The organism is Streptomyces sp. NPDC051664, assembly GCF_044453545.1.
Lineage (GTDB): Bacteria > Actinomycetota > Actinomycetes > Streptomycetales > Streptomycetaceae > Streptomyces.
The window spans coordinates 67439-90603 of record NZ_JBITCU010000001.1 but is presented as its reverse complement, the minus strand read 5'-3'; the positions used below and the strand labels follow the sequence as shown (position 1 = coordinate 90603).

Genomic DNA, 23165 nt, shown 5'->3' with positions numbered 1-23165 from the left:
GCACCGGAGAGCGAGGGACTCAAGTTGCGCCGCGCCGTCTGTCCGGGGTCGTTCGACCCCATCACCAATGGACACCTCGACATCATTGGCCGCGCCTCGAAGCTGTACGACGTCGTACATGTCGCGGTGATGATCAATCAGTCCAAGAAGGGCCTGTTCACGGTCGACGAGCGGATCGAGCTGATCCGCCAGGTCACCGCCGACTTCGGCAACGTCCAGGTCGAGTCCTTCCACGGCCTCCTGGTCGACTTCTGCAAGCAGCGCGACATCCCGGCCATCGTGAAGGGCCTGCGAGCCGTCAGTGACTTCGACTACGAGCTGCAGATGGCCCAGATGAACAACGGCCTCTCCGGTGTCGAAACGCTCTTCGTGCCGACCAACCCCACGTACAGCTTCCTGTCGTCCTCCCTGGTCAAGGAGGTCGCGACCTGGGGCGGCGATGTCTCGCACCTGCTGCCGCCGCTGGTCCACCGGGCCCTGGTGGACCGGCTCGCCCAGGAGTGAACCACTGACAGCCCGTCACCAGGTGTCGGACGGGCGCCGACTGGCCGTACAGTCGTCCCGTCCGTCTCCAATCAGCAGTAGAGAGTGGCGAGCACACGGTGGACGTGCAGAAGAAGCTCGACGAGATCGTCGAAGCGGTCGGGAACGCCCGGTCCATGCCCATGTCGGCGTCGTGCGTGGTCAACCGCGCCGAGTTGCTCGCGATGCTCGAAGAGGTACGTGAGGCCCTCCCCGGCTCGCTCGCCCACGCCCAGGAGCTCCTCGGCGGCCGGGAGCAGCTGGTCGAGCAGGCCCGCCAGGAGGCCGAGCGGATCATCGAGTCCGCCCACGCCCAGCGCGGCTCACTGGTCTCCGACACCGAGATCGCCCGGCAGTCCCAGTCCGAGGCCGACCGCATCCTCGACGAGGCCCGCCGGGAGGCCGACGAGGTCCGTGCCGAGGCCGACGAGTACGTCGACAGCAAGCTCGCCAACTTCGAGGTCGTCCTCACCAAGACGATCGGCTCCGTCGACCGTGGCCGTGAGAAGCTCCTCGGCCACGGCCAGCCCTTCGACGAGCAGGGGTACGAGGACCCGGACTTCGCCGAGGCCCCGGAGCGCAGCACCGACCCGGCGACGCTGCAGCGCCGCGCCGACGAATACGTCGACACCAAGCTCGGCGCCTTCGAGGCCGTGCTGGCCAAGACCCTGGAGGCGGTCGGCCGCGGCCGGCAGAAGCTGCACGGCCGGGTCGCCACCGACGAGCTCGGCGCACACATGGCCGCCCAGGACGCCGCGGTCAGCCAGGGCCACACCAGCGACGAGGACCACTGGGCCGGTCTCGCCGAGCTCGCCACCCCGGAGCCGCAGCCGGTTCCCCAGCAGGTCCAGCCGCACTTCCCGACGCAGGCCCAGCCGAGCTACGCCGAGACGTACGCGTACCAGGAGCAGCCCCAGCAGGACATGTACGGCTACCAGCAGCAGCCCGACCCGTACGCCGCCTATCAGCAACAGGGCTACGACCAGGGGCACGCGCAGCTGCAGGCTCAGGGCTACGACCAGGGCCAGACGCAGGGGTACGACAGCTGGCAGCACCAGCCCCTCCCGCAGCAGGGGCTTCACCAGCAGGGGGAGAGCGCCCTCGACGAGACCAGCCTGTTCGACACCAGCATGATCGACCTCGACCAGCTCCGCCGGTACGAGCAGGAGCGCTGACCGATGCAGGTCGATTCGGGTCCGGAATCGGACCCGATTGGGAGCAGGGTGACGCGTCCAGTATCCTGGTTCTTCGGTCGCGCGTAGGACTGCGATCCCGGCTGCCCGCTTCGACTCCGAACGGGTCCGCCCCTCCCACGGTGCGCGATGCGCCATGCATACGATTTCGAAAGCAGGAAAAGCCCTGAACGGCCACCTCGACCACCGAAACCCTCTCGTGTTCGATACGCACGAGCTGGGTCGGCGTCCCGGTGCCCTCCTGCGGCTGACCCGCTCGGTGGACGCCCCCAAGGACCTCGGTATCGACGGGGTCATCGGTGTGCCGGAGGGCGCACCGGTGGAACTGGACCTCCGCCTCGAATCGGTCATGGAAGGGGTGCTTGTCACAGGCACCGCCCGTGCGTCGGCCGAGGGGGAGTGCGTAAGGTGTCTGGAGCCGCTGCGCCAAGAGGTTGCGGCGGACTTCCAGGAGATGTTCTCGTACCCTGACGCCGATGACCGGGGCCGCATCAAAGCGGAACCGGCCGACGACGCCGAGGACGACGAGGACAGGCTCTTCATCGAGGACGGCCTGTTCGACCTCGAGTCAGTGCTGCGCGATGCGGTGGTGCTCGCACTGCCGATGCAGCCGGTGTGCCGGGAGTCCTGTGCCGGTCTGTGTTCCGAATGCGGAATCAGGCTGGACGAGAACCCCGGTCACCACCACGATGCCGTCGACATTCGTTGGGCGGCATTGCAAGGACTCGCCGAGACCGTTTCGGACGGCGAGAAGGACAACATGGGCGGCGCCGAAGCGGGCGTCGACGAGAAGCAGGAGAAGTAGCCGTGGCTGTTCCGAAGCGGAAGATGTCGCGCAGCAACACGCGCCACCGCCGGTCGCAGTGGAAGGCTGCGGTCCCCACTCTGGTTTCGTGCGAGCGTTGCCAGGAGCCGAAGCTGCAGCACATCGCGTGCCCGAGCTGCGGCACGTACAACAAGCGCCAGGTCCTCGAGGTCTGAGCGGCTGGTGAGAGGCCCGATGTCTGAGTTGTCCCACGCCAAGAAGCAGGCAGACAACGTCAACACAGCCTCGTCCCACACGCTTCTGGAAGGGCGGCTCGGGTATCACCTCGAGTCCGCCCTTCTGGTGCGTGCGCTGACCCACCGCTCGTACGCATACGAGAACGGCGGTCTGCCCACCAACGAGCGGCTCGAATTCCTCGGGGATTCGGTGCTCGGCCTGGTGGTCACGGACACGCTGTACCGCACCCACCCCGACCTGCCCGAAGGCCAGCTGGCCAAGTTGCGGGCCGCGGTGGTCAACTCGCGTGCACTTGCTGAGGTGGGCCGCGGCCTCGAACTCGGCTCCTTCATCCGGCTCGGCCGGGGCGAAGAGGGCACGGGTGGCAGGGACAAGGCGTCCATCCTCGCCGACACCCTTGAAGCGGTGATCGGCGCGGTCTATCTCGACCAGGGCCTCAGTGCGGCCTCGGAGCTGGTCCACCGGCTCTTCGACCCGCTGATCGACAGGTCCTCCAACCTCGGCGCCGGCCTGGACTGGAAGACCAGTCTCCAGGAACTCACCGCGAGCGAGAGTCTCGGAGTCCCCGAGTACCTCGTCACGGAGACCGGCCCGGATCACGAGAAGACCTTTACTGCTGCTGCTCGCGTCGGTGGTGTCTCGTACGGCACCGGCACCGGCCGTAGCAAGAAGGAAGCGGAGCAGCAGGCGGCCGAGTCCGCCTGGCGCGAGATCAACGCCGCCGCGGAGGAACGGGCAGCTGCGGCCAAGGCCGCCGCCGACGGAGGGGCCGCCGACACCCCTGCCGACCCGTCGCCGTCCACGGACGTCGCTCCGGCCTGACGCGTCGACCCCCCGGTGCCTTGTGCACCGGGGGGTTTTCCGTGTCCGTAATCAAAGACAGGTACGTAACCTTGTTCCGAAGGATCTGAAGGAGCTGCACCGTGCCCGAGCTGCCCGAGGTCGAAGTCGTACGGCGCGGTCTCGATCGCTGGATCACCGGCCGCACGGTCGCCGACGTCGAGGTCCTGCACCCGCGCGCCGTCCGTCGCCATATCGCGGGCTCCACGGACTTCGCGGCCCGGCTCAGCGGCAGCCGCTTCGGCAGGGCCATGCGCCGCGGCAAGTACCTCTGGGTGCCGCTGGACGAGGTGTCCTCCTCGCTCCTCGGCCACCTCGGCATGAGCGGCCAGCTGCTCGTGCAGCCGCAGGACGCCCCCGACGAGAAGCACCTGCGGATCCGGATCCGCTTCGACGACACCCTCGGCACCGAGCTGCGCTTCGTCGATCAGCGGACCTTCGGCGGGCTGTCGCTCCACGAGAACACCCCCGACGGGCTGCCCGACACCATCGCGCACATCGCCCGCGACCCCCTGGACCCGGCGTTCGACGACGCCGCGTTCCACACCGCGCTGCGGCTGCGCCGTACAACGGTCAAGCGCGCCCTGCTCGACCAGTCGCTGATCAGCGGCGTCGGCAACATCTACGCGGACGAGGCGCTCTGGCGCACGAAGCTGCACTACGACCGGCCCACCGCGACGCTGACCCGGCCCAGGTCCGCCGAGTTGCTCGGTCATGTCCGCGACGTGATGAACGCTGCGCTCGACCAGGGCGGCACCAGCTTCGACAGCCTCTACGTCAATGTGAACGGCGAGTCGGGCTACTTCGACCGGTCGCTCGACGCCTACGGGCGTGAGGGCGAGCCCTGCCACCGCTGCGGTACGCCGATGCGCCGCCGCCCGTGGATGAACCGCTCCAGCTACTTCTGCCCGCGCTGCCAGCGGCCGCCGCGGCCCTGAGCGGCATCCGGCCGATCGAGCCGGAGCCCCTCAGCTCCCGCGGGCCTCGTCGTAACGGCTGCGGGCGTCCAGCACCTCGGGCATCCGCCCCTCGACGAGCTGGATCAGCCCGCTCAGCCGGTCGGCGACCTCGCGACCCAGTGGGGTCAGCTCGTAGTCGACACGCGGCGGGTTGGTGGGCTGTGCCTCCCGGTGGACGAGCCCGTCCCGCTCCAGTGCGTGAAGCGTCTGGGAGAGCATCTTCTCGCTCACCCCGTCGACCCGGCGCCGCAGCTCGTTGAAGCGGGCACCGGAATCGTGGAGCGCGGTCAGCGTCAGGCTGCCCCAGCGTCCGGTGACATGTTCCAGCGTGCCGCGCGAGGGGCACTGCCGGGAGAACACGTCGAACGGCAGGCTGTCGGCGCCGTCCCGCCGGGTGCTCTCGTTCATGAAAACAGCTTACGCCCGCACAGTGCTCACTTCGGGAGTGCGCTGTGCGGGCGTAAGTGGTGAGGCGAGAAGGCTCCGGGGCGGGCGTCCGGCGGGTCCGGGGCGCTCATCGGTCATGAGTTGTCGGATGCATGGGTGATGGCCAGCAGCGCCATGTCATCAGTTCTCCGGCCACCAATGTGTCGGCAGTGGTCGGCAATCAGAGCGTCAAGAAGAGCATCCGGGTCGGCATAGCAGTGCTCCGTGCACTTGCCGACAGGGTCGTAAAAGGTACCCGTTTCGTCCCGGGCTTCGATGAGGCCATCGGTGTACAGCAGCAGAGTGGCCCCTTCGGGGAACGTCACCGTGTCGACGCACTCAGGGGCGGCGTCGAGGGCCCCCAAGCCCAGGGGCAAACTTCGCCTACCGGGCTCGACATACTGCACCGTGTCTCCCACGATGAGCAGGGGTGCCGGGTGGCCGCGGTTGACCAACCGAACTTTGTTTCCTCGCCGGGGGAACTCGACCAATACGCCCGTGACGAACCCTTCGAGCTCGGTCAGGATCCCTAACTGCTGAGCCTCGAGGACGAGGGCCTGCTCCAGCCGTTCCACGAGACCGGTCAGGGTGGGCTCGTGCAGGGCTGCCTCCCGAAAAGTCCCGATGCTGAGCGCGACCGCCCTGACTGCCCCCATCCCCTTGCCACGCACATCACCGATCACGCAGCGCACGCCGAACGGAGTGTCGACCACTACGTAGAGGTCCCCGCCGATTTGCGCATCCGCCTGAGCAGCCTCGTAACGTGCGGCAAAGTGCAGCGGACCGATTCTGTCCGGAGGGTGTGGCAGGACAGCACGCTGAACAGCCGCGGCAATGTCACGTACGGACTCCAGCTGCATTTTCCGGTGGTACAAGACGCGATTGAGGAAGCCCGCGATCACGGTCACTGTCGCAATCATGATCAGCTCGCTGATGGCGATCGCACTCCGGCGATAGCCGAAATACCGGAACATCATCCAGTCGATGAGGAGCGCAAACACCCCAGTGAGAACGGTGCCCCGCAGAGACAGCAGTGGAGCGGCCGACAAGATCGCAGCCGCATAGAGGGCCGCAGCGCTGACGGTGCGAGGCGTGCTGAGATCAATCGATGCGGCAATGAGAAGCAGGATGGCCGGCAGCAGGCGGCCCCGCTTCTCCACCCACTTCCACGCTCCCAGCCTTGCCACGTGTAACCCCTGACGTTGCTGGGCTCCTGGTCGGCTCAGGCTAACCGCCCCCTCTCCGCTCCGCTCTGCACGTCACCTGACTCGGCTACACCGTGTTCCCACCCACGCGGGGGCTACCACCCAAGCGGAATACGCCACTGTCGAAACGTTCACCAGGACTGGTCGTGAGTCGGAGAACCTAAGGGCTGTCCCGTAATCCCTGGTGGATCAGCGCGCGGCGTCAGATGCGGTGCATCGCAAGGCGGAGGGGCGTCCTCATACTGGGCGTATTCGGGCGTTCCGACAACGCAGCGAGGTGCCGTAGCTGTCGTCGTGCGCCCGCCAGGGGTTATGGGACAGCCCTTAGGTTCGCGGAGCGGGTTCGGCCGGTGTCCATGGTGATCCGGAGTGCGTCAGGAGTGGAGTGGCGGTGTCGACGCCGGATGCCTGCAACCGACTGATGATGTCCAGTGTCTCCATGCCGCTCGCCGCGACGAATCTCGGCGCACACGGTTTCCCGCGGCCGAGGTGACGTTGCCCTGGAAGACGCTGGACGGGTCACCGGTCACGGCGTCGCTCATCGGCCGGTGTCCTGAGGGCCTCTCCCTGAACCGCAACCGGTTCAGCGATCCCCAGTGGCGTCCTGCTCCACGCGCTGCTGGTGTGGTCACCGGGCGGGATAACGGATTGCACGCGCTGCGTCATCTCTACGCGTCCGTACTCCTGGACGCGGGGGAGAGCGTCAAGGCTCTCAGTGAATACCTCGGCCACCATGACCCGGCTTCACGCTGCGGACCTACACATATCTGATGGCGTCGAGCGAGACCCGTACGCGGGCGGCCGTAGACACAGTTCGGGCCGCCTCGGTCGCCGATAACGGCCCCGAGACGGCCCAAGAAGCTGATGGGTCGCCGACCTGCGAAAATCTCAGAAGCCGAAGTCCTGCGTCCACCAGGGGCCGCCGGAGCCGAAGTGAACTCCGACACCGAGTGTCTTGTAGTCGCAGTTGAGAATGTTTGCTCGGTGGCCTTCGCTGTTCATCCAGGAGGCCATCACGGCCGCTGCGTCGGCCTGGCCGCGGGCGATGTTCTCGCCGCCGAGCCCCGTCACGCCGGCCTTGGTGGCACGATCCCAGGGGGTCTGGCCGTCCGGGTCGGTGTGGCTGAAGAAGCCGCGGGCCGCCATGTCGTCACTGAAGTCCTGGGCCAGTGAGGCGAGCGAGGCGCTGGCCGTCACCGGGCTGCAGCCGACCTTCGCGCGCTCCTCGTTGACCAGGGCGAGCACGGCCGCCTGTGCGGAGGTGCCGGCAGCCGGGGGCGAGGCCTGGCGGGTCGGAGCGGCGGCCGACGGCTTCGTCGTCGCGGAGGCCTTGGCCGTCGGGGTCTCGGTTGCCGGGGCGGCGCCCGTCCTGTCGGCCGCCGAGGGAGCAGCGCTCTCTTCCGTCCTCTCCGCCTGCTTGGTCTGCTCGGCCTTCTTCGAAGGCGAGGCGGACGGCGTCGACGAGGAACTGGGGGAGCGCGACCCCTCGGGCCCCTGGGAGCGCCCCGTACCGCGGCTGGCCGAGGCCGACGACATGCCGCGGTCGGCCGGCGCCGTGGTGGAACCGCCCTGCGTCAGCAGGTCCGGCGCCCCGTCCGCGCGGACCTGGTCGGCGGCCGTGCCGCCGCTCACGTGGTAGCCGGCACCGCCCGGCAGCAGTCCGGAGGCCACGGCGACAGCTCCGACGGCCATGGCCGCGGAGACGCCGACCAGTCCGGTACGCAGTTGCATGGCGGACCGCTTCCTGCGGCGGGCGCCCCGGTGGCGGCGGGTGTTCGCGGCCTTGTACGGGTCGGCGGCCGGACCTGCTTCGGGACCTGCGGCGGAGCGTCGATGGCGGCCCATCTGCTGTCCCCTTCTGGCGATCTGGACGCCACTCCCGGCGTCAACATGCCTCACCCGATCAGGTGAGGCTATTGCGACGGGACTGTACGCCATGGCCTATGGGGCCGAAGTGCCCGTTGAGCAATTGGCCGGTTAGCGTTCCGGCATGAACGAAGACGTGCGGCTCACTGCTTGGGTACGCGGCCGAGTGCAGCAAGTAGGGTTCCGCTGGTTCACCAGGGCAAATGCTTTGGAGATCGGGGGCCTCACCGGATTCGCCCTCAATCTCGACGACGGTCGGGTGCAGGTTGTCGCCGAAGGGCAACGTGAGAATTGCCACCGTCTGCTGGAGTGGCTGCGGTCCGACGACACACCCGGCCGCGTGGACGGAGTCACTGAGATCTGGGACACCCCGCGCGGTGGTTACGAGGGATTTGCCATCCGCTGATCGTGATCCGAATGCCGACCGAATTCGGGGCCGTGTTCGGACCGTGTTCGATGGGCGGCGAGGGGTGACGGTGTGCGCCAGTGATCCGCGTACACATGAAATGACCTGCGGAAGGACCGGGTGGTTGCCAAGAATCGGTTGGCATGCCAGGCTGCGGCAGTAAGGATGATCTCCACGCCCTTCAGGGCCCCGCAGGAGAGTCGCGCCGCATGATCGTCAAGCCGCGCGCCCCAGGGACGCCCGCCTTTACGGGGTGTGATCGTGTTGACCGTCAAACTTTTTGGTGAGACGCTGAAAACCCCGCGCACCTTAGCTGTTTGGCAGAGCTGGTTGGCAGCAGAACCGCAGTGATGACAGAGCACTGCCGAGCACCGCGGGTGCGATTCCCTCACGACCCACACCGCATCGGTCGGTCACTCAGTGTGGAGGACCATCCATCATGGCAAAGGCGCTTCTCGGTTACGTCGGCGGTTCCGACCCGCGACTCCTCGCCGAGATGCGACGGCTTCAGCAGCGCGTCCAGGATCTTGAATCCGAGCTCGTACGGATTCAGGACGAGAACGACGCGCTCAACGCCGCCGCCCAGCACCAAGAGTCGCTGCTCGACAGCATCGACATCGACGTACCCCAGGCGGAGCCGGCGCTGACCTGACCGAAGGCCCACAGGGGCCGGTCGGGCTGCTTGCGTCAGCCGTCTGAGTTCATCACCGGATCGTCACCGGATCACTGAAGATCATCGCTCTGATCTGTCGCGCTATTGATCCGTCACGTTCTTGATCCGTCACGCAGCACAGCAGCAAGATTTAAAGGGGCGCCTCGGCGTCCCTTCTTTCTTTGTCTCGCGGACCTGCGCCGGACCGCCCCCGGACGTACACCCCTTCCCTTACCGTCTGATGTGCCCTGCACCTTCATCAGCGAAACCGAGAGCGAAAGGTAGAGTCCGGCGGCGTGCATCTCAAGGCCCTGACCCTGCGTGGTTTCAAATCGTTCGCCTCCGCCACGACCCTGCGGTTCGAACCGGGGATCACCTGTGTCGTCGGTCCCAACGGTTCCGGCAAGTCCAATGTGGTGGATGCGCTCTCCTGGGTCATGGGTGAGCAGGGAGCCAAATCCCTGCGCGGCGGCAAGATGGAAGACGTGATCTTCGCCGGCACCACCGGGCGGCCGCCGCTCGGACGCGCCGAAGTGTCGCTGACCATCGACAATGCGGATGGCGCACTGCCCATCGAATACGCCGAAGTGACGATCACTCGGATCATGTTCCGCAACGGCGGCAGTGAATACCAGATCAACGGCGACACCTGCCGGCTCCTCGACATCCAGGAACTGCTCTCGGACTCCGGTATCGGCCGGGAGATGCACGTCATCGTCGGGCAGGGCCAGCTGGACTCCGTACTCCATGCCGATCCGATGGGGCGGCGCGCGTTCATCGAGGAAGCCGCAGGCGTGCTCAAGCACCGCAAGCGGAAGGAGAAGGCGCTGCGGAAACTGGACGCGATGGGGGCCAACCTGGCCCGCGTCCAGGATCTGACGGACGAACTGCGGCGGCAGCTGAAACCGTTGGGCCGGCAGGCGGCCGTGGCCCGGCGGGCCGCCGTCATCCAGGCCGATCTGCGCGACGCCCGGCTGCGGCTGCTCGCCGACGACCTGGTGCGGCTGCGCAACGCGCTGCGCAGTGAGATCGCCGACGAAGCCGCGCTGAAGCAGCGCCGGGAAGCGGCGGAGGCGGAGCTCAAGGCGGCTCTGGCACGTGAGGCGGAGCTGGAGGACGAGGTACGGCGGCTGGCGCCGCGGCTGCAGCGCGCCCAGCAGACCTGGTACGAGCTCTCGCAGCTGGCCGAGCGGGTACGCGGCACGATCTCGCTCGCCGACGCCCGGGTGAAGAGCGCCACCGCCGCACCGGAGGAGGAGCGGCGCGGTCGCGACCCGGAGGACATGGAGCGCGAGGCCGCCCGGATCCGTGAGCAGGAGGCGGAGCTGGAGGCCGCGCTGGAAGCGGCGGAACACGCGCTGGAGGACACCGCCGCCCACCGGGCCGAACTGGAAAGGGAGTTGGCTGCCGAAGAACGCAGGCTCAAGGACGCGGCCCGAGCCATCGCGGACCGGCGCGAAGGTCTGGCGCGGCTGACCGGACAGGTCAACGCGGCGCGGAGCCGGGCCGGTTCGGCGCAGGCGGAGATCGACCGGCTGGCCGCCTCGCGCGACGAGGCGCAGGAGCGGGCGGTCGCAGCGCAGGAGGAGTACGAGCAGCTCAAGGCCGAGGTGGAGGGCCTGGACGCGGGCGACGCGGAGCTGGGCGAGCGCCACGACGCCGCCAGACGGGAGCTGGCGGAGGCGGATGCGGCCCTCTCGGCCGCCCGGGAGGCCGCCACCGGCGCGGAGCGCAAGCGGGCGGCGGTAGCGGCCCGCCACGAGGCACTGGCCCTGGGCCTGCGCCGCAAGGACGGCACGGGGGTGCTGCTCGCCTCGAAGGACAGCCTGTCGGGTCTGCTCGGCCCGGCCGCGGAACTCCTGACGGTGGCCCCGGGCCACGAGGTGGCGGTGGCAGCGGCGCTGGGCGCTGCGGCGGACGCGGTGGCCGTGACGGATCCGGCCACGGCAGCGAACGCGATCCGCCTGCTGCGCAAGCAGGACGCGGGGCGGGCGGCGTTGCTGCTGGGGGGCGCGGCGGGCGCGGGGCACGTACCGGGGCAGGACACCCCGGCACACGGTGTTGCCGGGCTTGCCGGGGCGTCCGGCCCGGCGCTTCGCGCGGCGGGTCCGGACGCCCCGCCGGCCGTGGCCGATCTTGTTCGCGGTCCCGCCGAGCTGATGGGCGCCGTGCGCGGGCTCGTGCGGGGCATGGTGGTCGTCCCCACGCTGGAGGACGCCGAGGATCTCGTTGCCACGCATCCCGAGCTGACCGCCGTGACCGGCGAGGGGGATGTTCTGGGGGCCCACTTCGCGCACGGTGGGTCCGCCGGCGCGCCCAGTCTTCTCGAAGTGCAGGCGTCCGTCGACGAGGCCGCCGCCGAGCTGGCGGAACTGGCCGTTCGGTGCACCGAGTTGGCCGAGGCCCAGCGACTCGCGGGGGAGCGGCGCAGCGCCTGCGCCGAACTCGTCGAGGAGCTGGCGGAACGGCGCAGGGCCGCCGAGCGGGAGAAGTCCGGAGTGGCCCAGCAACTCGGGCGGCTCGCCGGGCAGGCGCGCGGCGCCGCGGGTGAGGCCGAGCGGTCGGCCGCCTCCGCCGCTCGCGCCCAGGACGCCCTGGAGCGGGCGACCGAGGAGGCCGAGGAGCTGGCCGAGCGGCTGCTCGTGGCCGAGGAGATGCCGGTCGAGGAGGAGCCCGACAACTCCGTGCGCGACCGGCTCGCCGCGGACGGGGCCAACGCACGCCAGACCGAGATGGAGGCCCGCCTCCAGGTCCGCACCCACGAGGAACGCGTCAAGGGGCTCGCCGGACGCGCCGACTCCCTCGATCGCGGCGCCCGTGCCGAACGCGAGGCCCGCGCCCGCGCCGAGCAGCGCCGCACCCGGTTGCGCCACGAGGCCGCGGTCGCCTCCGCCGTCGCGTCCGGCGCCCGTCAGCTTCTCGCTCACGTCGAGGTGTCCGTCGTACGGGCCGAGGAGGAGCGGGTCGCGGCCGAGGCGGCGAAGGCGGAGCGTGAGCGGGAGCTGACCGCCGAGCGCGGCCACGGCCGTGAGCTCAAGGGCGAGCTGGACAAGCTGACCGACACCGTCCACCGCGGCGAGGTGCTGGGCGCCGAGAAGCGGCTGCGGATAGAGCAGCTGGAGGCGAAGGCCCTCGAGGAGCTGGGCGTGGAGCCGGCCGGGCTGGTCGGCGAGTACGGCCCCGACCAGTTGGTGCCGCCGTCGCCGGCCGCGGAGGGCGAGGAGCTGCCGGAGGACCCGGAGCACCCGCGCAACCAGCCGAAGCCGTTCGTCAGGGCCGAGCAGGAGAAGCGGCTGAAGTCCGCCGAACGGGCGTACCAGCAACTCGGGAAGGTGAATCCGCTCGCCCTCGAGGAGTTCTCGGCGTTGGAGGAGCGGCACAAGTTCCTCTCCGAGCAGCTCGAAGACCTCAAGAAGACCCGGGCCGATCTGATGCTGGTGATCAAGGAGGTCGACGAGCGGGTCGAGCAGGTGTTCACGGAGGCGTACCGGGACACGGCCCGCGAGTTCGAGGGCGTCTTCTCACGGCTCTTCCCGGGCGGCGACGGCCGGCTCGTCCTGACCGATCCGGACAACATGCTGACGACCGGTGTCGACGTCGAGGCCCGCCCGCCGGGCAAGAAGGTCAAGCGGCTCTCCTTGCTGTCGGGCGGCGAGCGGTCCCTGACTGCCGTCGCGTTGCTGGTCTCGATCTTCAAGGCGAGGCCGAGCCCGTTCTACGTGATGGACGAGGTCGAGGCAGCACTCGACGACACCAATCTGCAGCGGCTGATCCGGATCATGGAGGAGCTCCAGGAGAGCTCGCAGCTCATCGTGATCACGCATCAGAAGCGGACGATGGAGGTCGCCGACGCGCTGTACGGCGTGTCGATGCAGGGTGACGGGGTCTCCAAGGTCATCAGCCAGCGACTGCGCTGAAGCTTTACTCATTCTTCAAACCTTCAACGCACCTTTTGGGTGGTCCTGAGTAGAAGCGGGCCATGCTCGATTTTTGACTTCGAAACTTGAACACATACTCTCTGAAACGTCATTTTTAGCTTCAAGTGGTGGCGGCTGAAAAGTTGTGCGCCACTTGAGAAGAGTTCGCCCCCCACGCCTGACGACTCGCCCCCCACGCCTGACGACGCGGCCAGGCACCAGGAGTTCATGTGACCAGCACATCGCAGACACCAGGATCCGGAGCCCGAGCAGCCCATCCGGAACACCTCGGCCATGTCATCTTCATCACGGCAGCCGCTGCGATGGGTGGCTTCCTCTTCGGCTACGACAGTGCCGTGATCAACGGCGCCGTCGAGGCGATCCGGGACCGCTACGACATCGGCTCCGGAACCCTGGCCCAGGTCATCGCCATCGCTCTGATCGGCTGCGCCATCGGCGCCGCCACGGCGGGCCGTATCGCCGACCGGATCGGCCGCATCCGGTGCATGCGGATCGCCTCGGTGCTGTTCACCATCAGCGCCATCGGCTCCGCGCTCCCGTTCGCCCTCTGGGATCTTGCCTTCTGGCGGATCATCGGCGGCTTCGCCATCGGTATGGCCTCGGTCATCGGCCCGGCCTACATCGCCGAGGTGTCGCCGGCCGCCTACCGTGGCCGGCTCGGCTCCTTCCAGCAGGCGGCGATCGTCATCGGCATCGCCATCTCGCAGCTGGTGAACTTCGGCATCCTGCAGATGGCCGACGGCAAGCAGCGCGGCACGATCGGCGGCCTGGAGGCCTGGCAGTGGATGCTCGGTGTGATGGTCGTTCCCGCGCTCCTGTACGGGCTGCTGTCGTTCGCGATCCCCGAGTCGCCGCGGTTCCTGATCTCGGTCGGCAAGAAGGACCAGGCCCGGGAGATCCTCCGTGAGGTCGAGGGCAAGACCGTCGACCTGGACGCCCGCGTCCTGGAGATCGAGACGGCCATGCACCGCGAGCACAAGTCCACCTTCAAGGACCTGCTCGGCAGCCGCTTCGGCTTCCTGCCGATCGTCTGGGTCGGTATCGGTCTCTCGATCTTCCAGCAGCTCGTCGGCATCAACGTGGCGTTCTACTACTCGGCGACGCTGTGGCAGTCCGTCGGTATCGACCCGACCGACTCGTTCTTCTGGTCGTTCACCACCTCGATCGTCAACATCATCGGTACGGTGATCGCGATGGTCCTGGTCGACCGTATCGGCCGTAAACCGCTCGCGCTGGCCGGCTCCGCCGGTATGGCGATCGCGCTGGCCTTCGAGGCCTGGGCCTTCTCCGCCGATCTGGTCAACGGCAAACTCCCGACCGCCCAGGGCGTCGTCGCCCTCGTCGCGGCCCATGTCTTCGTACTCTTCTTCGCCCTGTCGTGGGGCGTCGTGGTCTGGGTCTTCCTCGGCGAGATGTTCCCGAACAGGATCCGCGCCGCCGCACTCGGTGTCGCCGCCTCCGCCCAGTGGATCGCCAACTGGGCGATCACCGCCAGCTTCCCGAGCCTGGCCGACTGGAACCTGTCGGGCACCTACATCATCTACACATGCTTCGCCGTGCTCTCGATCCCCTTCGTGCTCAAGTTCGTGAAGGAGACCAAGGGCAAGGCGTTGGAGGAGATGGGCTAATCCCCGCTGCCCCTCTCCTCGACCACGCGTCCCCGGCCCGCGCCCGCGAGCCGGGGACGCGCGCATCCGCCTACGTCATCGTGCGGTTGCGTCGCAGAACAACCGCAGGCTGCGCCACCCCTCCTCGACCGGCATCCCACCGCACAGCGGATGCAGCACCAGGCTGTCCGCCTCCAGTCCGGCCAGCTGCTGCGGGGTGACGACCCGGTAGACCCCTTCGTCCCGCAGCTGCGCCACCGTCGTGGCCGCCGAGCGTACGGCCGAGCGGATGTCCTTCGACTGCCAGGAGGCGTACGTCCGTGCCTCGTGCAGGAAGTGGTGACCGTAGTCGGCCCAGGTCCGATCGGGATCCTCCGAGACATGAAGCAACGGCGTCTCGGCCGCCGGCATCATGCAGAAACCCTCCGTGCCGTGCACCGCGCGCTGCTCGTGGTAGTACGCCTCGAGCTCGGGCAGATGGGCGCTCGGGAAGAACGGCAGCCCCAGCCGGGCCGCCCGCCGCGCCGCCGCCCGCGAGCTGCCCCCCACCAGCAGCAGCGGATGCGGCTGGGTGTACGGGCGCGGAGTGACCTGGACCGTACGGCCGCGGTACGGGAACGGCTCGCCGGTCCACGCCTGCAACAAGGTCTCCAGCAGCTCGTCCTGGAGCCGGCCGCGCCTGCCCCACTCGACGCCGGCCTGTTCGTACTCCTCGGGCCGGTATCCGATGCCCGCGACCGTCACCAGCCGCCCCCCGCTCAGCAGATCGAGGACCGCGATGTCCTCCGCAAGCCGTAGCGGGTCGTGCAGCGGGCCGATGATCGCCGAGACCGTGACCGCGATCCGGTTCGTGGCGCCGAAGACCGATCCTGCGAAGACGAAGGGGGAGGGCAGCCAGGAGTCGGCGGCTCCGTGGTGCTCCTCGGTCTGCACGGTGTCGACGCCGTGCCCGTCGGCGTACGCGGCCATCTCCAGCGCCGCACGGTAGCGGGCCGAGAGGGACTCGGGGGTGGCGGCGGGATCGACGAGATTGAACCGGACCACTGTGAAGGCCATGACGGGTGTCCCCTTTTCGCCGGGCGGGCTTGGCGCGCCGGGACAGTAGCTGACATGGCGTCAGAAGTGTAGGGGTATGCCGTCACCGCGCCTTGGCCGGGCGCGGCAGCAGGGCGTACAGGGCACCGGAGACGACGATGGTGGCCGCCCAGCCCAGGCCGTGGCGCCCGATCCAGGTGGTGGCGAGCGGGCCGGTGAACCACTCCACGCCGGTCAGCAGCAGCCCGACCACCAGCCCCGAACCCCACGCGGCCACGGCGGGCACGGAGAAGCCGCCGGTGTACCAGTAGGCACCGGCGGGAGTGGTGTCCAGCAGGGCCGCCGCATCGTATGTACGCCCCCGCAGCAGATCCACGCCGAAGACGCCGATCCAGGCGGAGAACGTCACCGCGAGCAACGTCAGAAAGGAGACGAACAGATCGATAAAGCCACTCGTCGCCATTATCAGGAACCCGCCGAGAAGGAGACTGATGGCGGCATTCAGCCCGACCGCCCAGGTGCGCGGGATCATGAATCCCAGCGTCTGCGTGGTGAAACCGGCCGAATACATCGACATCGCGTTGATCAGCACCATTCCCACCATGGCGATCAGCAGATACGGCACCGAGATCCAGTCCGGCAGCAGCGTGCCGATGAAGGAGACCGGATCGCTGCTGGTGGCCAGGCCAGGAGTGGCCACCGCCATCACTGCACCCATCAGTACCAGCGGGAGCGAGACGAGCACCGCTCCGCCCACGGTCGCCCCGACCACCGCCCGACAGGGAGTGGTGCGCGGCAGATAGCGGGTGAAGTCCGGGCCGGACGGCACCCAGCTGATGCCGCCGGCCGCCAGGGTGCCGATCCCGGCGATCATGGGCGCCGTCGGTCCGGCCGGTCTGTCCATGACGGCCCGCCAGTCGGTCCCGGCCCCCAGATGGATCAGCACGAGGACGCTGAACCCGCCGAAGAGGTACGCCGACCAGGTGGAGCACGCACGCAGTGCGCCCGCCCCGAGCCCGGACACCAGAAAGCTGCTCGCCACGAAGGCCACCAGAACCGCCATGACCAGCGTTGTGGTGGATCGGACGGAGAACAGCAGATCGAGCACGGCCAGCAGGGCGTACGCACCGGTGACCGCGTTCACGGCCTCCCAGCCCCAGCGGGCGATCCAGATCAGCGCACCGGGCAGCAGATTGCCGCGCTGTCCGAAGACGGCCCGGGAGAGCGCCATGCCTGGCGCGCCGCCCCGCTGCCCGGCGACCGAGACCAGGCCGACCAGTCCGTAACTGACGACGGGCGCTGTGACCGCGACGATCAGCACCTGCCAGAGATTCAGGCCGCTGAAGACGACCAGCCCCGCGCCCACGGTGAGCAGCAGGACGGTCATATTGGCGGCGGCCCAGGTGGGGAAGAGGGTGCGGACCCGACCGGTGCGCTCGCTGTCGGGGACAGGTTCCAGGCCGCGGGTCTCCACGAACGGGATCGTACCGTTACCGCCAAAAGGTGCATAACGCCCTGTCGGATTCCGGGGTGATCCTCCGGGGCCCCCGCGGGCGCGGCCGTGACTGATACTGGGTGGGTTATGGAATTCGTCATCCTTGCTGTAGTCATCGCCGCCCTGGTCGTGGCCGGCCTGGTCAGCGGGCTCGTGGTCAGCGGCCGCAAGAAGAAGCAGCTGCCCCCGGCACCGTCGAGCACGCCGACCCTCACTCCTCCCGCCGAACCTCATGTCGGCGAGGAAGCCGAGACACCGCGCGAGGAACCGCGCCGCACCATCGAGGAGGCCGGTCCCCCCGACGCCCAGGCTCCCGTCGCGGAAGCCCCGGCAGTCGCCGAGCCGGAGGTACCCGCTGCCCCCGCGCTCGAGATCCCCGAGCCCACCGCAGGCCGTCTCGTACGGCTGCGCGCCCGGCTCGCCCGCTCGCAGAGCACCCTTGGCAAGGGGCTTCTCACGCTCCTGTCCCGCGACAACCTGGACGAGGACACCTGGGAGGAGATCGAGGACACCCTGCTCACCGCCGATGTCGGCGTCGCACCCACTCAGGAGCTGGTGGAGCGGCTGCGCGAGCGCGTCCGCGTCCTCGGCACCCGTACCCCCGAGGGGCTGCGCACACTGCTGCGCGAGGAGCTCCTCGCCCTGCTCGGCACCGACTTCGACCGTGCGGTCAAGACGGAGAGCGGTGTCGACACCCCGGGCGTCGTGATGGTCGTCGGTGTCAACGGCACCGGCAAGACCACCACCACGGGCAAGCTGGCCCGGGTCCTCGTCGCCGACGGCCGCAGTGTCGTGCTCGGCGCCGCCGACACGTTCCGTGCCGCCGCCGCCGACCAGCTCCAGACCTGGGGCGAGCGCGTCGGTGCCCGCACCGTCCGCGGGCCCGAGGGCGGCGACCCGGCGTCGATCGCGTTCGACGCGGTGAAGGAGGGCATCGCCGAGGGCGCTGACGTCGTACTCATCGACACCGCCGGCCGGCTGCACACCAAGACCGGGCTCATGGACGAGCTCGGCAAGGTCAAGCGCGTCGTCGAGAAGCACGGCCCGCTCGACGAGATCCTGCTCGTCCTCGACGCCACGACCGGGCAGAACGGCCTGGTTCAGGCCCGGGTGTTCGCCGAGGTCGTCGACATCACCGGCATCGTCCTCACCAAGTTGGACGGCACCGCAAAGGGCGGCATCGTCATCGCCGTCCAGCGTGAGCTGGGCGTACCGGTGAAGCTGGTGGGTCTGGGCGAGGGTCCGGACGACCTGGCTCCGTTCGAGCCGGAGGCGTTCGTCGATGCGCTGATCGGCGACTGACGCCCTCGGGTCCGCCCGATCGCCGTTTCGTCCTCAATTGCCGGACGGGTTCGCTTTCGAGCCCGTCCGGCAATTGGGTTTCAGGCCCCGGGAGCGATGGCAGATGTACGCCAGCGTGCCGAGCAGCAGCCGCGCCTGCGGCGGCCTGCCCGACGTGTCGAGCGCCGGTGGACGCAGCCAGCGGACCGGGCCGAGACCGCCCTCGTCGGACGGCGGGGCGGTGACGTGGCGGCCGGGGCCCAGTGCCCGCAGGTCCAGATCCGCGTCGTCCCAGCCCATCCGGTACAGCAGCTGCGGAAGTTCGGCGGCGGCGCCCGGCGCGACGAAGAACTGGGCCCGCCCGGACGGTGTCACCGCCACCGGGCCGAGCGGCAGCCCCATCCGCTCCAGCCGTACCAGTGCCCGGCGCCCGGCCGGTTCGGCGACATCGAGGACGTCGAACGTGCGCCCCACCGGCAGCAGCATCGACGCGCCCGGCACCTCGGCCCACGCGCTCGCCGCCATGGCCAGCGTGGCGCCGGCGGGCACCTCGTCGGCGAAGTCCAGAGGATGTGCGCCCGGGGAGGCGCAGCCGCTGTCGCCGCACGAGCAGCGGCCGGCCGCGGCCCGCGCTCCCGGCGCGACGGCCCAGCCCCACAGCCCTGTGTATTCGGCCACCGCGGTGCACTCGGCCGTACGGCCTCGACGCCGTGCGCCGGATCGCATCTCACGGATGCCGCCGATCGTGAAGCCCATGCCCCCTCCAACGGGTCCGGCTCGCCGGTGGTTACGACGCGGAGTGCGGTCGTTACATTCCGTCGCCCCGCCGACCGGGTAGCGCACGCATGAACCTCAGGTGGTGCGACACGGTCCGCGCGCCCCGGTGTGCGTCACTGCGTCTGCTACTGATCGCCGTCTGTCAAGTGAATCGCGCCCGACGGTGAACGCGTTCATTCGATGGGGTGGCGAATGGTGGCGTTTCTGTAATCACGCTCGCCGGGCGGGTGATCGTAGGATTACCGTCGGTACACGAACCATGGAAGTATGTGCGCCGACGGGTATGCCGGAGGCAAGTCGATTTCCTGTTCGATGGTGCGCAACCGCCGTACGGACGGCTTGGGCCCACGGCATTCTGATAGTGGTTCGCGCGACACGTATTCAGCGGGATGGGGGCGTTCCAGTGAGCGGCAGCGGCGCAGGCGATTCGAATGCCGGTAAGCGCCCCAACGGGCAATTGGGATCATGGTTCGTGCGCAGCGGCTGGTCGAAGGGCGAGCTGGCACGGCAGGTGAACCGCAGGGCGCGCCAGATGGGCGCCCACCACATCAGCACGGACACCTCCCGGGTCCGGCGCTGGCTCGACGGCGAACAGCCGCGTGAGCCGATTCCGCGCATCCTCTCCGAGCTCTTCTCGGAGCGCTTCGGCACCGTCGTCGCCGTCGAGGACCTCGGGCTGCGCTCCGCCCATCAGTCACCGTCGGTGGCCGGTGTCGACCTGCCCTGGGCGGGCCCGCAGACCGTTGCGCTGCTCAGCGAGTTCTCCCGCAGCGACCTGATGCTCGCCCGCCGCGGCTTCCTGGGCACCTCGCTCGCCCTCGCCGCGGGCCCGGCCCTGATCGAGCCCATGCAGCGGTGGCTGGTGCCGGTCGCCGCCGCGGCCCCGGCGGATCCGGGGCCGTCCGCGGCGGACCGGCGCCCCTCCCGCCTCTCCAGCCCCGAGCTCGACCTGCTGGAGTCCACCACTGTGATGTTCCGCCAGTGGGACGCCCAGTGCGGCGGCGGCCTGCGACGCAAGGCTGTCGTGGGCCAACTCCACGAGGTCACCGACCTGTTGCAGGAACCGCAGCCCGTGGCCACGGCCAAGCGGCTCTTCCGGTGCGCGGCCGAACTCGCCGAGCTGGCGGGCTGGATGAGCTATGACGTCGGCCTCCAGCCCACCGCCCAGAAGTACTTCGTCCTCGCGCTGCACGCCGCCAAGGAAGCCGGGGACAAACCGCTGGGCAGTTATGTCCTGTCCAGCATGAGCCGTCAGATGATCCACCTGGGACGGCCCGACGACGCCCTCGAACTCATCCATCTCGCGCAGTACGGCAGCCGGGACTGCGCCACCCCGCGCACCCAGGCCATGCTGTATGCGATGGAGGCCCGCGCCTACGCCAACATGGGCCAGCCCAGCAAGTGCAAGCGGGCCGTCCGGATGGCCGAGGACACCTTCCTCGACGCCGGGATCGACGGCGAGCCCGAGCCCGACTGGATCCGCTTCTTCTCCGAGGCCGAACTCAACGGCGAGAACTCCCACTCGTACCGTGACCTGGCCTATGTCGCCGGCCGGAGCCCCACGTACGCCTCGCTCGCCGAGCCGATCATGGAGAAGGCCGTCGAGCTCTTCGGCGAGGACGACGAGCACCAGCGGTCGTACGCACTGAACCTGGTCGGTCTCGCCACGGTGCACCTCCTCAAGCGCGAACCCGAACAGTCCACGCTGCTGGCCGAAAAGGCCCTGCGGGTCGCCAAGAAGGTCCGCTCCGAGCGCGTCAACACCCGGCTGCGCAAGACCGTCGACACCGCTGCCAGGGACTTCGGAGACATTCCCGAGGTCGCAAGGCTCACCGATCTGCTCACCGAACAGCTGCCCGAGACCGCTGAAGCGATCTGACCGGGCACCCAGCACTCCGGCCACGACGAGCACCCCGCACAGACCGATCTCGGCTCCCCCTTGCCAGGTCAGTGGGTGATCGGCGTGGCCGGTTCGCGTTCCCGTTCCCGTACTCCAGAGTCGTAACCGCACCGTATGCGGCCCCGGCCGCAGGGTAGGCCCGGCCCCGGATACGCCACTCACGATTCATGGGGACGTAACACGACACACCTCTTCGTCACTGCGGCGAAACATCGTGCGGCATCGGCGGAAACCGCGCTGGGCGAACCTCATGGCGCATAACCGGCCCGCACCTTTTCCACAGTGGTCCCGCAAGTGGTCCCGCAGGTTTTGCCCGCACGCGGCCGCACCGACGACGAGGAGACGCCGATGCCCCCAGGCATCACGACGCTTGCCGCAGACGCCCCGACGCTGTCTGCCGCCAACACCGGGTTCATGCTCATCTGCTCGGCCCTGGTGATGATCATGACCCCGGGTCTGGCCTTCTTCTACGGAGGCATGGTCCGCGTCAAGAGCACCCTCAACATGCTGATGATGAGCTTCATCAGCCTCGGGATCGTCACGATCCTGTGGGTGCTGTACGGATTCAGCCTCACCTTCGGCACCGACATCGGCTCGTTCATCGGCTGGAGCTCGGACTTCGCGGGCCTCAGCGGGATCGGTATCACCCAGCTCTGGGACGGCTACACGATCCCGGTCTATGTCTTCGCCGTCTTCCAGCTGATGTTTGCGATCATCACTCCGGCCCTGATCAGCGGTGCCCTCGCCGACCGCGTCAAGTTCACCTCCTGGGCGCTGTTCATCACCCTGTGGGTGACCGTCGTCTACTTCCCGGTCGCGCACTGGGTCTGGGGCGCCGGCGGCTGGCTCTTCGAGCTCGGCGTCATCGACTTCGCCGGTGGTACGGCTGTCCACATCAACGCCGGTGCGGCAGCCCTCGGCGTGATCCTCGTCATCGGCAAGCGGGTCGGCTTCAAGAAGGACCCGATGCGGCCGCACAGCCTGCCGCTCGTCATGCTCGGCGCCGGTCTCCTGTGGTTCGGCTGGTTCGGCTTCAACGCCGGCTCGTGGCTCGGCAACGACGACGGCGTCGGCGCGGTGATGTTCGTCAACACGCAGGTTGCCACCGCCGCCGCGATGCTCGCGTGGCTCGGATACGAGAAGCTCCGCCACGGCTCCTTCACCACCCTCGGCGCCGCCTCCGGCGCGGTCGCCGGTCTCGTCGCCATCACCCCGTCCGGCGGTGCGATCAGCCCGCTCGGCGCCATCGCCGTCGGAGCCATCGCCGGTGTGCTCTGCGCCATGGCGGTCGGCCTCAAGTACAAGTTCGGCTACGACGACTCCCTCGATGTCGTCGGCGTCCACCTCGTCGGCGGTGTCGTGGGCTCCCTGCTCATCGGCTTCTTCGCCACCGGCGGTGTCCAGTCCGACGCCAAGGGCCTCTTCTACGGCGGCGGTCTCGACCAGCTCGGCAAGCAGGCCGTCGGTGTCTTCGCGGTCCTCGCATACTCTCTGGTCGTCTCCGCGGTCCTCGCCTTCCTCCTCGACAGGACGATCGGCATGCGGGTCGACGAGGACGACGAGATCTCCGGCATCGACCAGGTCGAACACGCCGAGACCGCGTACGACTTCAGCGGCGCCGGCGGCGGTGCGGCCCCGCGCACCACGGGGTCCGCGGCGGTATCGGACTCGACGGCAGCAGCGCAGACCAAGAAGGTGGACGCATGAAGCTCATCACGGCGGTCGTGAAGCCGCACCGGCTCGACGAGATCAAGGAGGCCCTGCAGGCCTTCGGCATCCAGGGCCTCACGGTCACCGAGGCCAGCGGATACGGTCGCCAGCGCGGTCACACCGAGGTATACCGGGGCGCCGAGTACACCGTCGACCTCGTCCCCAAGATCCGTATCGAGGTACTGGTCGAGGACGAGGACGCCGAACAGCTCGTCGATGTCGTGGTGAAGGCCGCCCGAACCGGCAAGATCGGAGACGGCAAGGTCTGGAGCGTCCCCGTCGAGACAGCCGTACGGGTCCGCACGGGTGAACGCGGCCCGGACGCACTCTGACCGACGGTCTCGCAAACT

The 23165-nt window shown here is 68.9% G+C and carries 20 protein-coding genes; 14 read left to right on the top strand and 6 right to left on the bottom strand.

The window, feature by feature from the left end; all coding sequences use genetic code 11:
• Positions 1–24 precede the first annotated feature (24 nt).
• The 6 genes from coaD (at position 25) to mutM (ending at position 4496) form a co-directional block, all read left to right on the top strand.
• A complete protein-coding gene (gene coaD, locus ACIA8E_RS00435) occupies positions 25–504 on the top strand; it encodes a pantetheine-phosphate adenylyltransferase (protein ID WP_199822945.1) in 480 nt (159 codons plus the stop codon).
• Between the two features lie 98 nt (positions 505–602).
• Entirely contained in the window at positions 603–1697 is a 1095-nt protein-coding gene (locus ACIA8E_RS00430) for a cell division initiation protein (RefSeq protein ID WP_399292756.1), read from the top strand.
• A gap of 154 nt (positions 1698–1851) precedes the next feature.
• Positions 1852–2520, top strand: coding sequence for a YceD family protein (locus ACIA8E_RS00425; protein ID WP_399292754.1), 669 nt, complete (start codon positions 1852–1854; stop codon positions 2518–2520).
• A gap of 2 nt (positions 2521–2522) precedes the next feature.
• The gene (gene rpmF, locus ACIA8E_RS00420; protein ID WP_003965982.1) at positions 2523–2696 is read left to right on the top strand and encodes a 50S ribosomal protein L32; all 174 of its coding nucleotides are present in this window, start codon (positions 2523–2525) and stop codon (positions 2694–2696) included.
• A gap of 19 nt (positions 2697–2715) precedes the next feature.
• Complete coding sequence (gene rnc / locus ACIA8E_RS00415) at positions 2716–3540, top strand: ribonuclease III (protein WP_399292752.1); 825 nt, start codon at positions 2716–2718, stop codon at positions 3538–3540.
• 101 nt (positions 3541–3641) lie between these two features.
• Entirely contained in the window at positions 3642–4496 is an 855-nt protein-coding gene (gene mutM, locus ACIA8E_RS00410) for a bifunctional DNA-formamidopyrimidine glycosylase/DNA-(apurinic or apyrimidinic site) lyase (protein ID WP_030978756.1), read from the top strand.
• 30 nt (positions 4497–4526) lie between these two features.
• Here mutM and ACIA8E_RS00405 read toward each other — a convergent pair whose 3' ends face one another.
• From ACIA8E_RS00405 to ACIA8E_RS00395, 3 genes are all read right to left on the bottom strand, one after another.
• Positions 4527–4925, bottom strand: coding sequence for a winged helix-turn-helix transcriptional regulator (locus ACIA8E_RS00405; protein ID WP_399292750.1), 399 nt, complete (start codon positions 4923–4925; stop codon positions 4527–4529).
• Positions 4926–5038: 113 nt separating this feature from the next.
• Positions 5039–6103: a PP2C family protein-serine/threonine phosphatase gene (locus ACIA8E_RS00400; RefSeq protein ID WP_399292748.1), complete on the bottom strand. Its 1065-nt coding sequence runs from the start codon at positions 6101–6103 to the stop codon at positions 5039–5041.
• Positions 6104–7036: 933 nt separating this feature from the next.
• On the bottom strand, positions 7037–7993 hold the full coding sequence (locus ACIA8E_RS00395; RefSeq protein WP_399292746.1) for a CAP domain-containing protein: 957 nt from the start codon (positions 7991–7993) through the stop codon (positions 7037–7039).
• Between the two features lie 145 nt (positions 7994–8138).
• Here ACIA8E_RS00395 and ACIA8E_RS00390 point away from each other — a divergent pair, with 145 nt between their 5' ends.
• The 4 genes from ACIA8E_RS00390 to ACIA8E_RS00375 all read left to right on the top strand — a co-directional run bounded on the left by ACIA8E_RS00390 (position 8139) and on the right by ACIA8E_RS00375 (position 14638).
• A complete protein-coding gene (locus tag ACIA8E_RS00390) occupies positions 8139–8420 on the top strand; it encodes an acylphosphatase (protein WP_093778642.1) in 282 nt (93 codons plus the stop codon).
• A 439-nt stretch (positions 8421–8859) separates the two neighbouring features.
• Complete coding sequence (locus tag ACIA8E_RS00385; RefSeq protein ID WP_018551753.1) at positions 8860–9072, top strand: hypothetical protein; 213 nt, start codon at positions 8860–8862, stop codon at positions 9070–9072.
• Positions 9073–9368: 296 nt separating this feature from the next.
• Entirely contained in the window at positions 9369–12989 is a 3621-nt protein-coding gene (gene smc, locus ACIA8E_RS00380) for a chromosome segregation protein SMC (protein WP_399292744.1), read from the top strand.
• 230 nt (positions 12990–13219) lie between these two features.
• Entirely contained in the window at positions 13220–14638 is a 1419-nt protein-coding gene (locus ACIA8E_RS00375; RefSeq protein ID WP_399292742.1) for a sugar porter family MFS transporter, read from the top strand.
• A gap of 75 nt (positions 14639–14713) precedes the next feature.
• Here ACIA8E_RS00375 and ACIA8E_RS00370 read toward each other — a convergent pair whose 3' ends face one another.
• Together ACIA8E_RS00370 and ACIA8E_RS00365 are read right to left on the bottom strand one after the other, a co-directional pair.
• On the bottom strand, positions 14714–15673 hold the full coding sequence (locus ACIA8E_RS00370) for an LLM class flavin-dependent oxidoreductase (protein ID WP_399292740.1): 960 nt from the start codon (positions 15671–15673) through the stop codon (positions 14714–14716).
• Positions 15674–15755: 82 nt separating this feature from the next.
• Complete coding sequence (locus ACIA8E_RS00365; RefSeq protein WP_399292738.1) at positions 15756–17126, bottom strand: purine-cytosine permease family protein; 1371 nt, start codon at positions 17124–17126, stop codon at positions 15756–15758.
• Positions 17127–17234: 108 nt separating this feature from the next.
• Between ACIA8E_RS00365 and ftsY the strand changes: the two genes are divergently transcribed.
• On the top strand, positions 17235–18449 hold the full coding sequence (ftsY, locus tag ACIA8E_RS00360) for a signal recognition particle-docking protein FtsY (RefSeq protein ID WP_399292736.1): 1215 nt from the start codon (positions 17235–17237) through the stop codon (positions 18447–18449).
• 33 nt (positions 18450–18482) lie between these two features.
• Here ftsY and ACIA8E_RS00355 read toward each other — a convergent pair whose 3' ends face one another.
• Positions 18483–19184, bottom strand: a complete 702-nt coding sequence (locus ACIA8E_RS00355; protein WP_399292734.1) for a bifunctional DNA primase/polymerase — start codon at positions 19182–19184, stop codon at positions 18483–18485.
• Positions 19185–19608: 424 nt separating this feature from the next.
• On the opposite strand from ACIA8E_RS00355, the gene ACIA8E_RS00350 reads away from it, so the two are divergent.
• From ACIA8E_RS00350 to ACIA8E_RS00340, 3 genes are all read left to right on the top strand, one after another.
• The gene (locus tag ACIA8E_RS00350) at positions 19609–21084 is read left to right on the top strand and encodes a hypothetical protein (RefSeq protein WP_399292732.1); all 1476 of its coding nucleotides are present in this window, start codon (positions 19609–19611) and stop codon (positions 21082–21084) included.
• A 369-nt stretch (positions 21085–21453) separates the two neighbouring features.
• Entirely contained in the window at positions 21454–22812 is a 1359-nt protein-coding gene (locus tag ACIA8E_RS00345) for an ammonium transporter (RefSeq protein WP_399292730.1), read from the top strand.
• Entirely contained in the window at positions 22809–23147 is a 339-nt protein-coding gene (locus ACIA8E_RS00340) for a P-II family nitrogen regulator (protein ID WP_030978780.1), read from the top strand. The genes ACIA8E_RS00345 and ACIA8E_RS00340 overlap by 4 nt, the downstream gene beginning before the upstream one ends.
• The last annotated feature ends 18 nt before the right edge of the window (positions 23148–23165 follow it).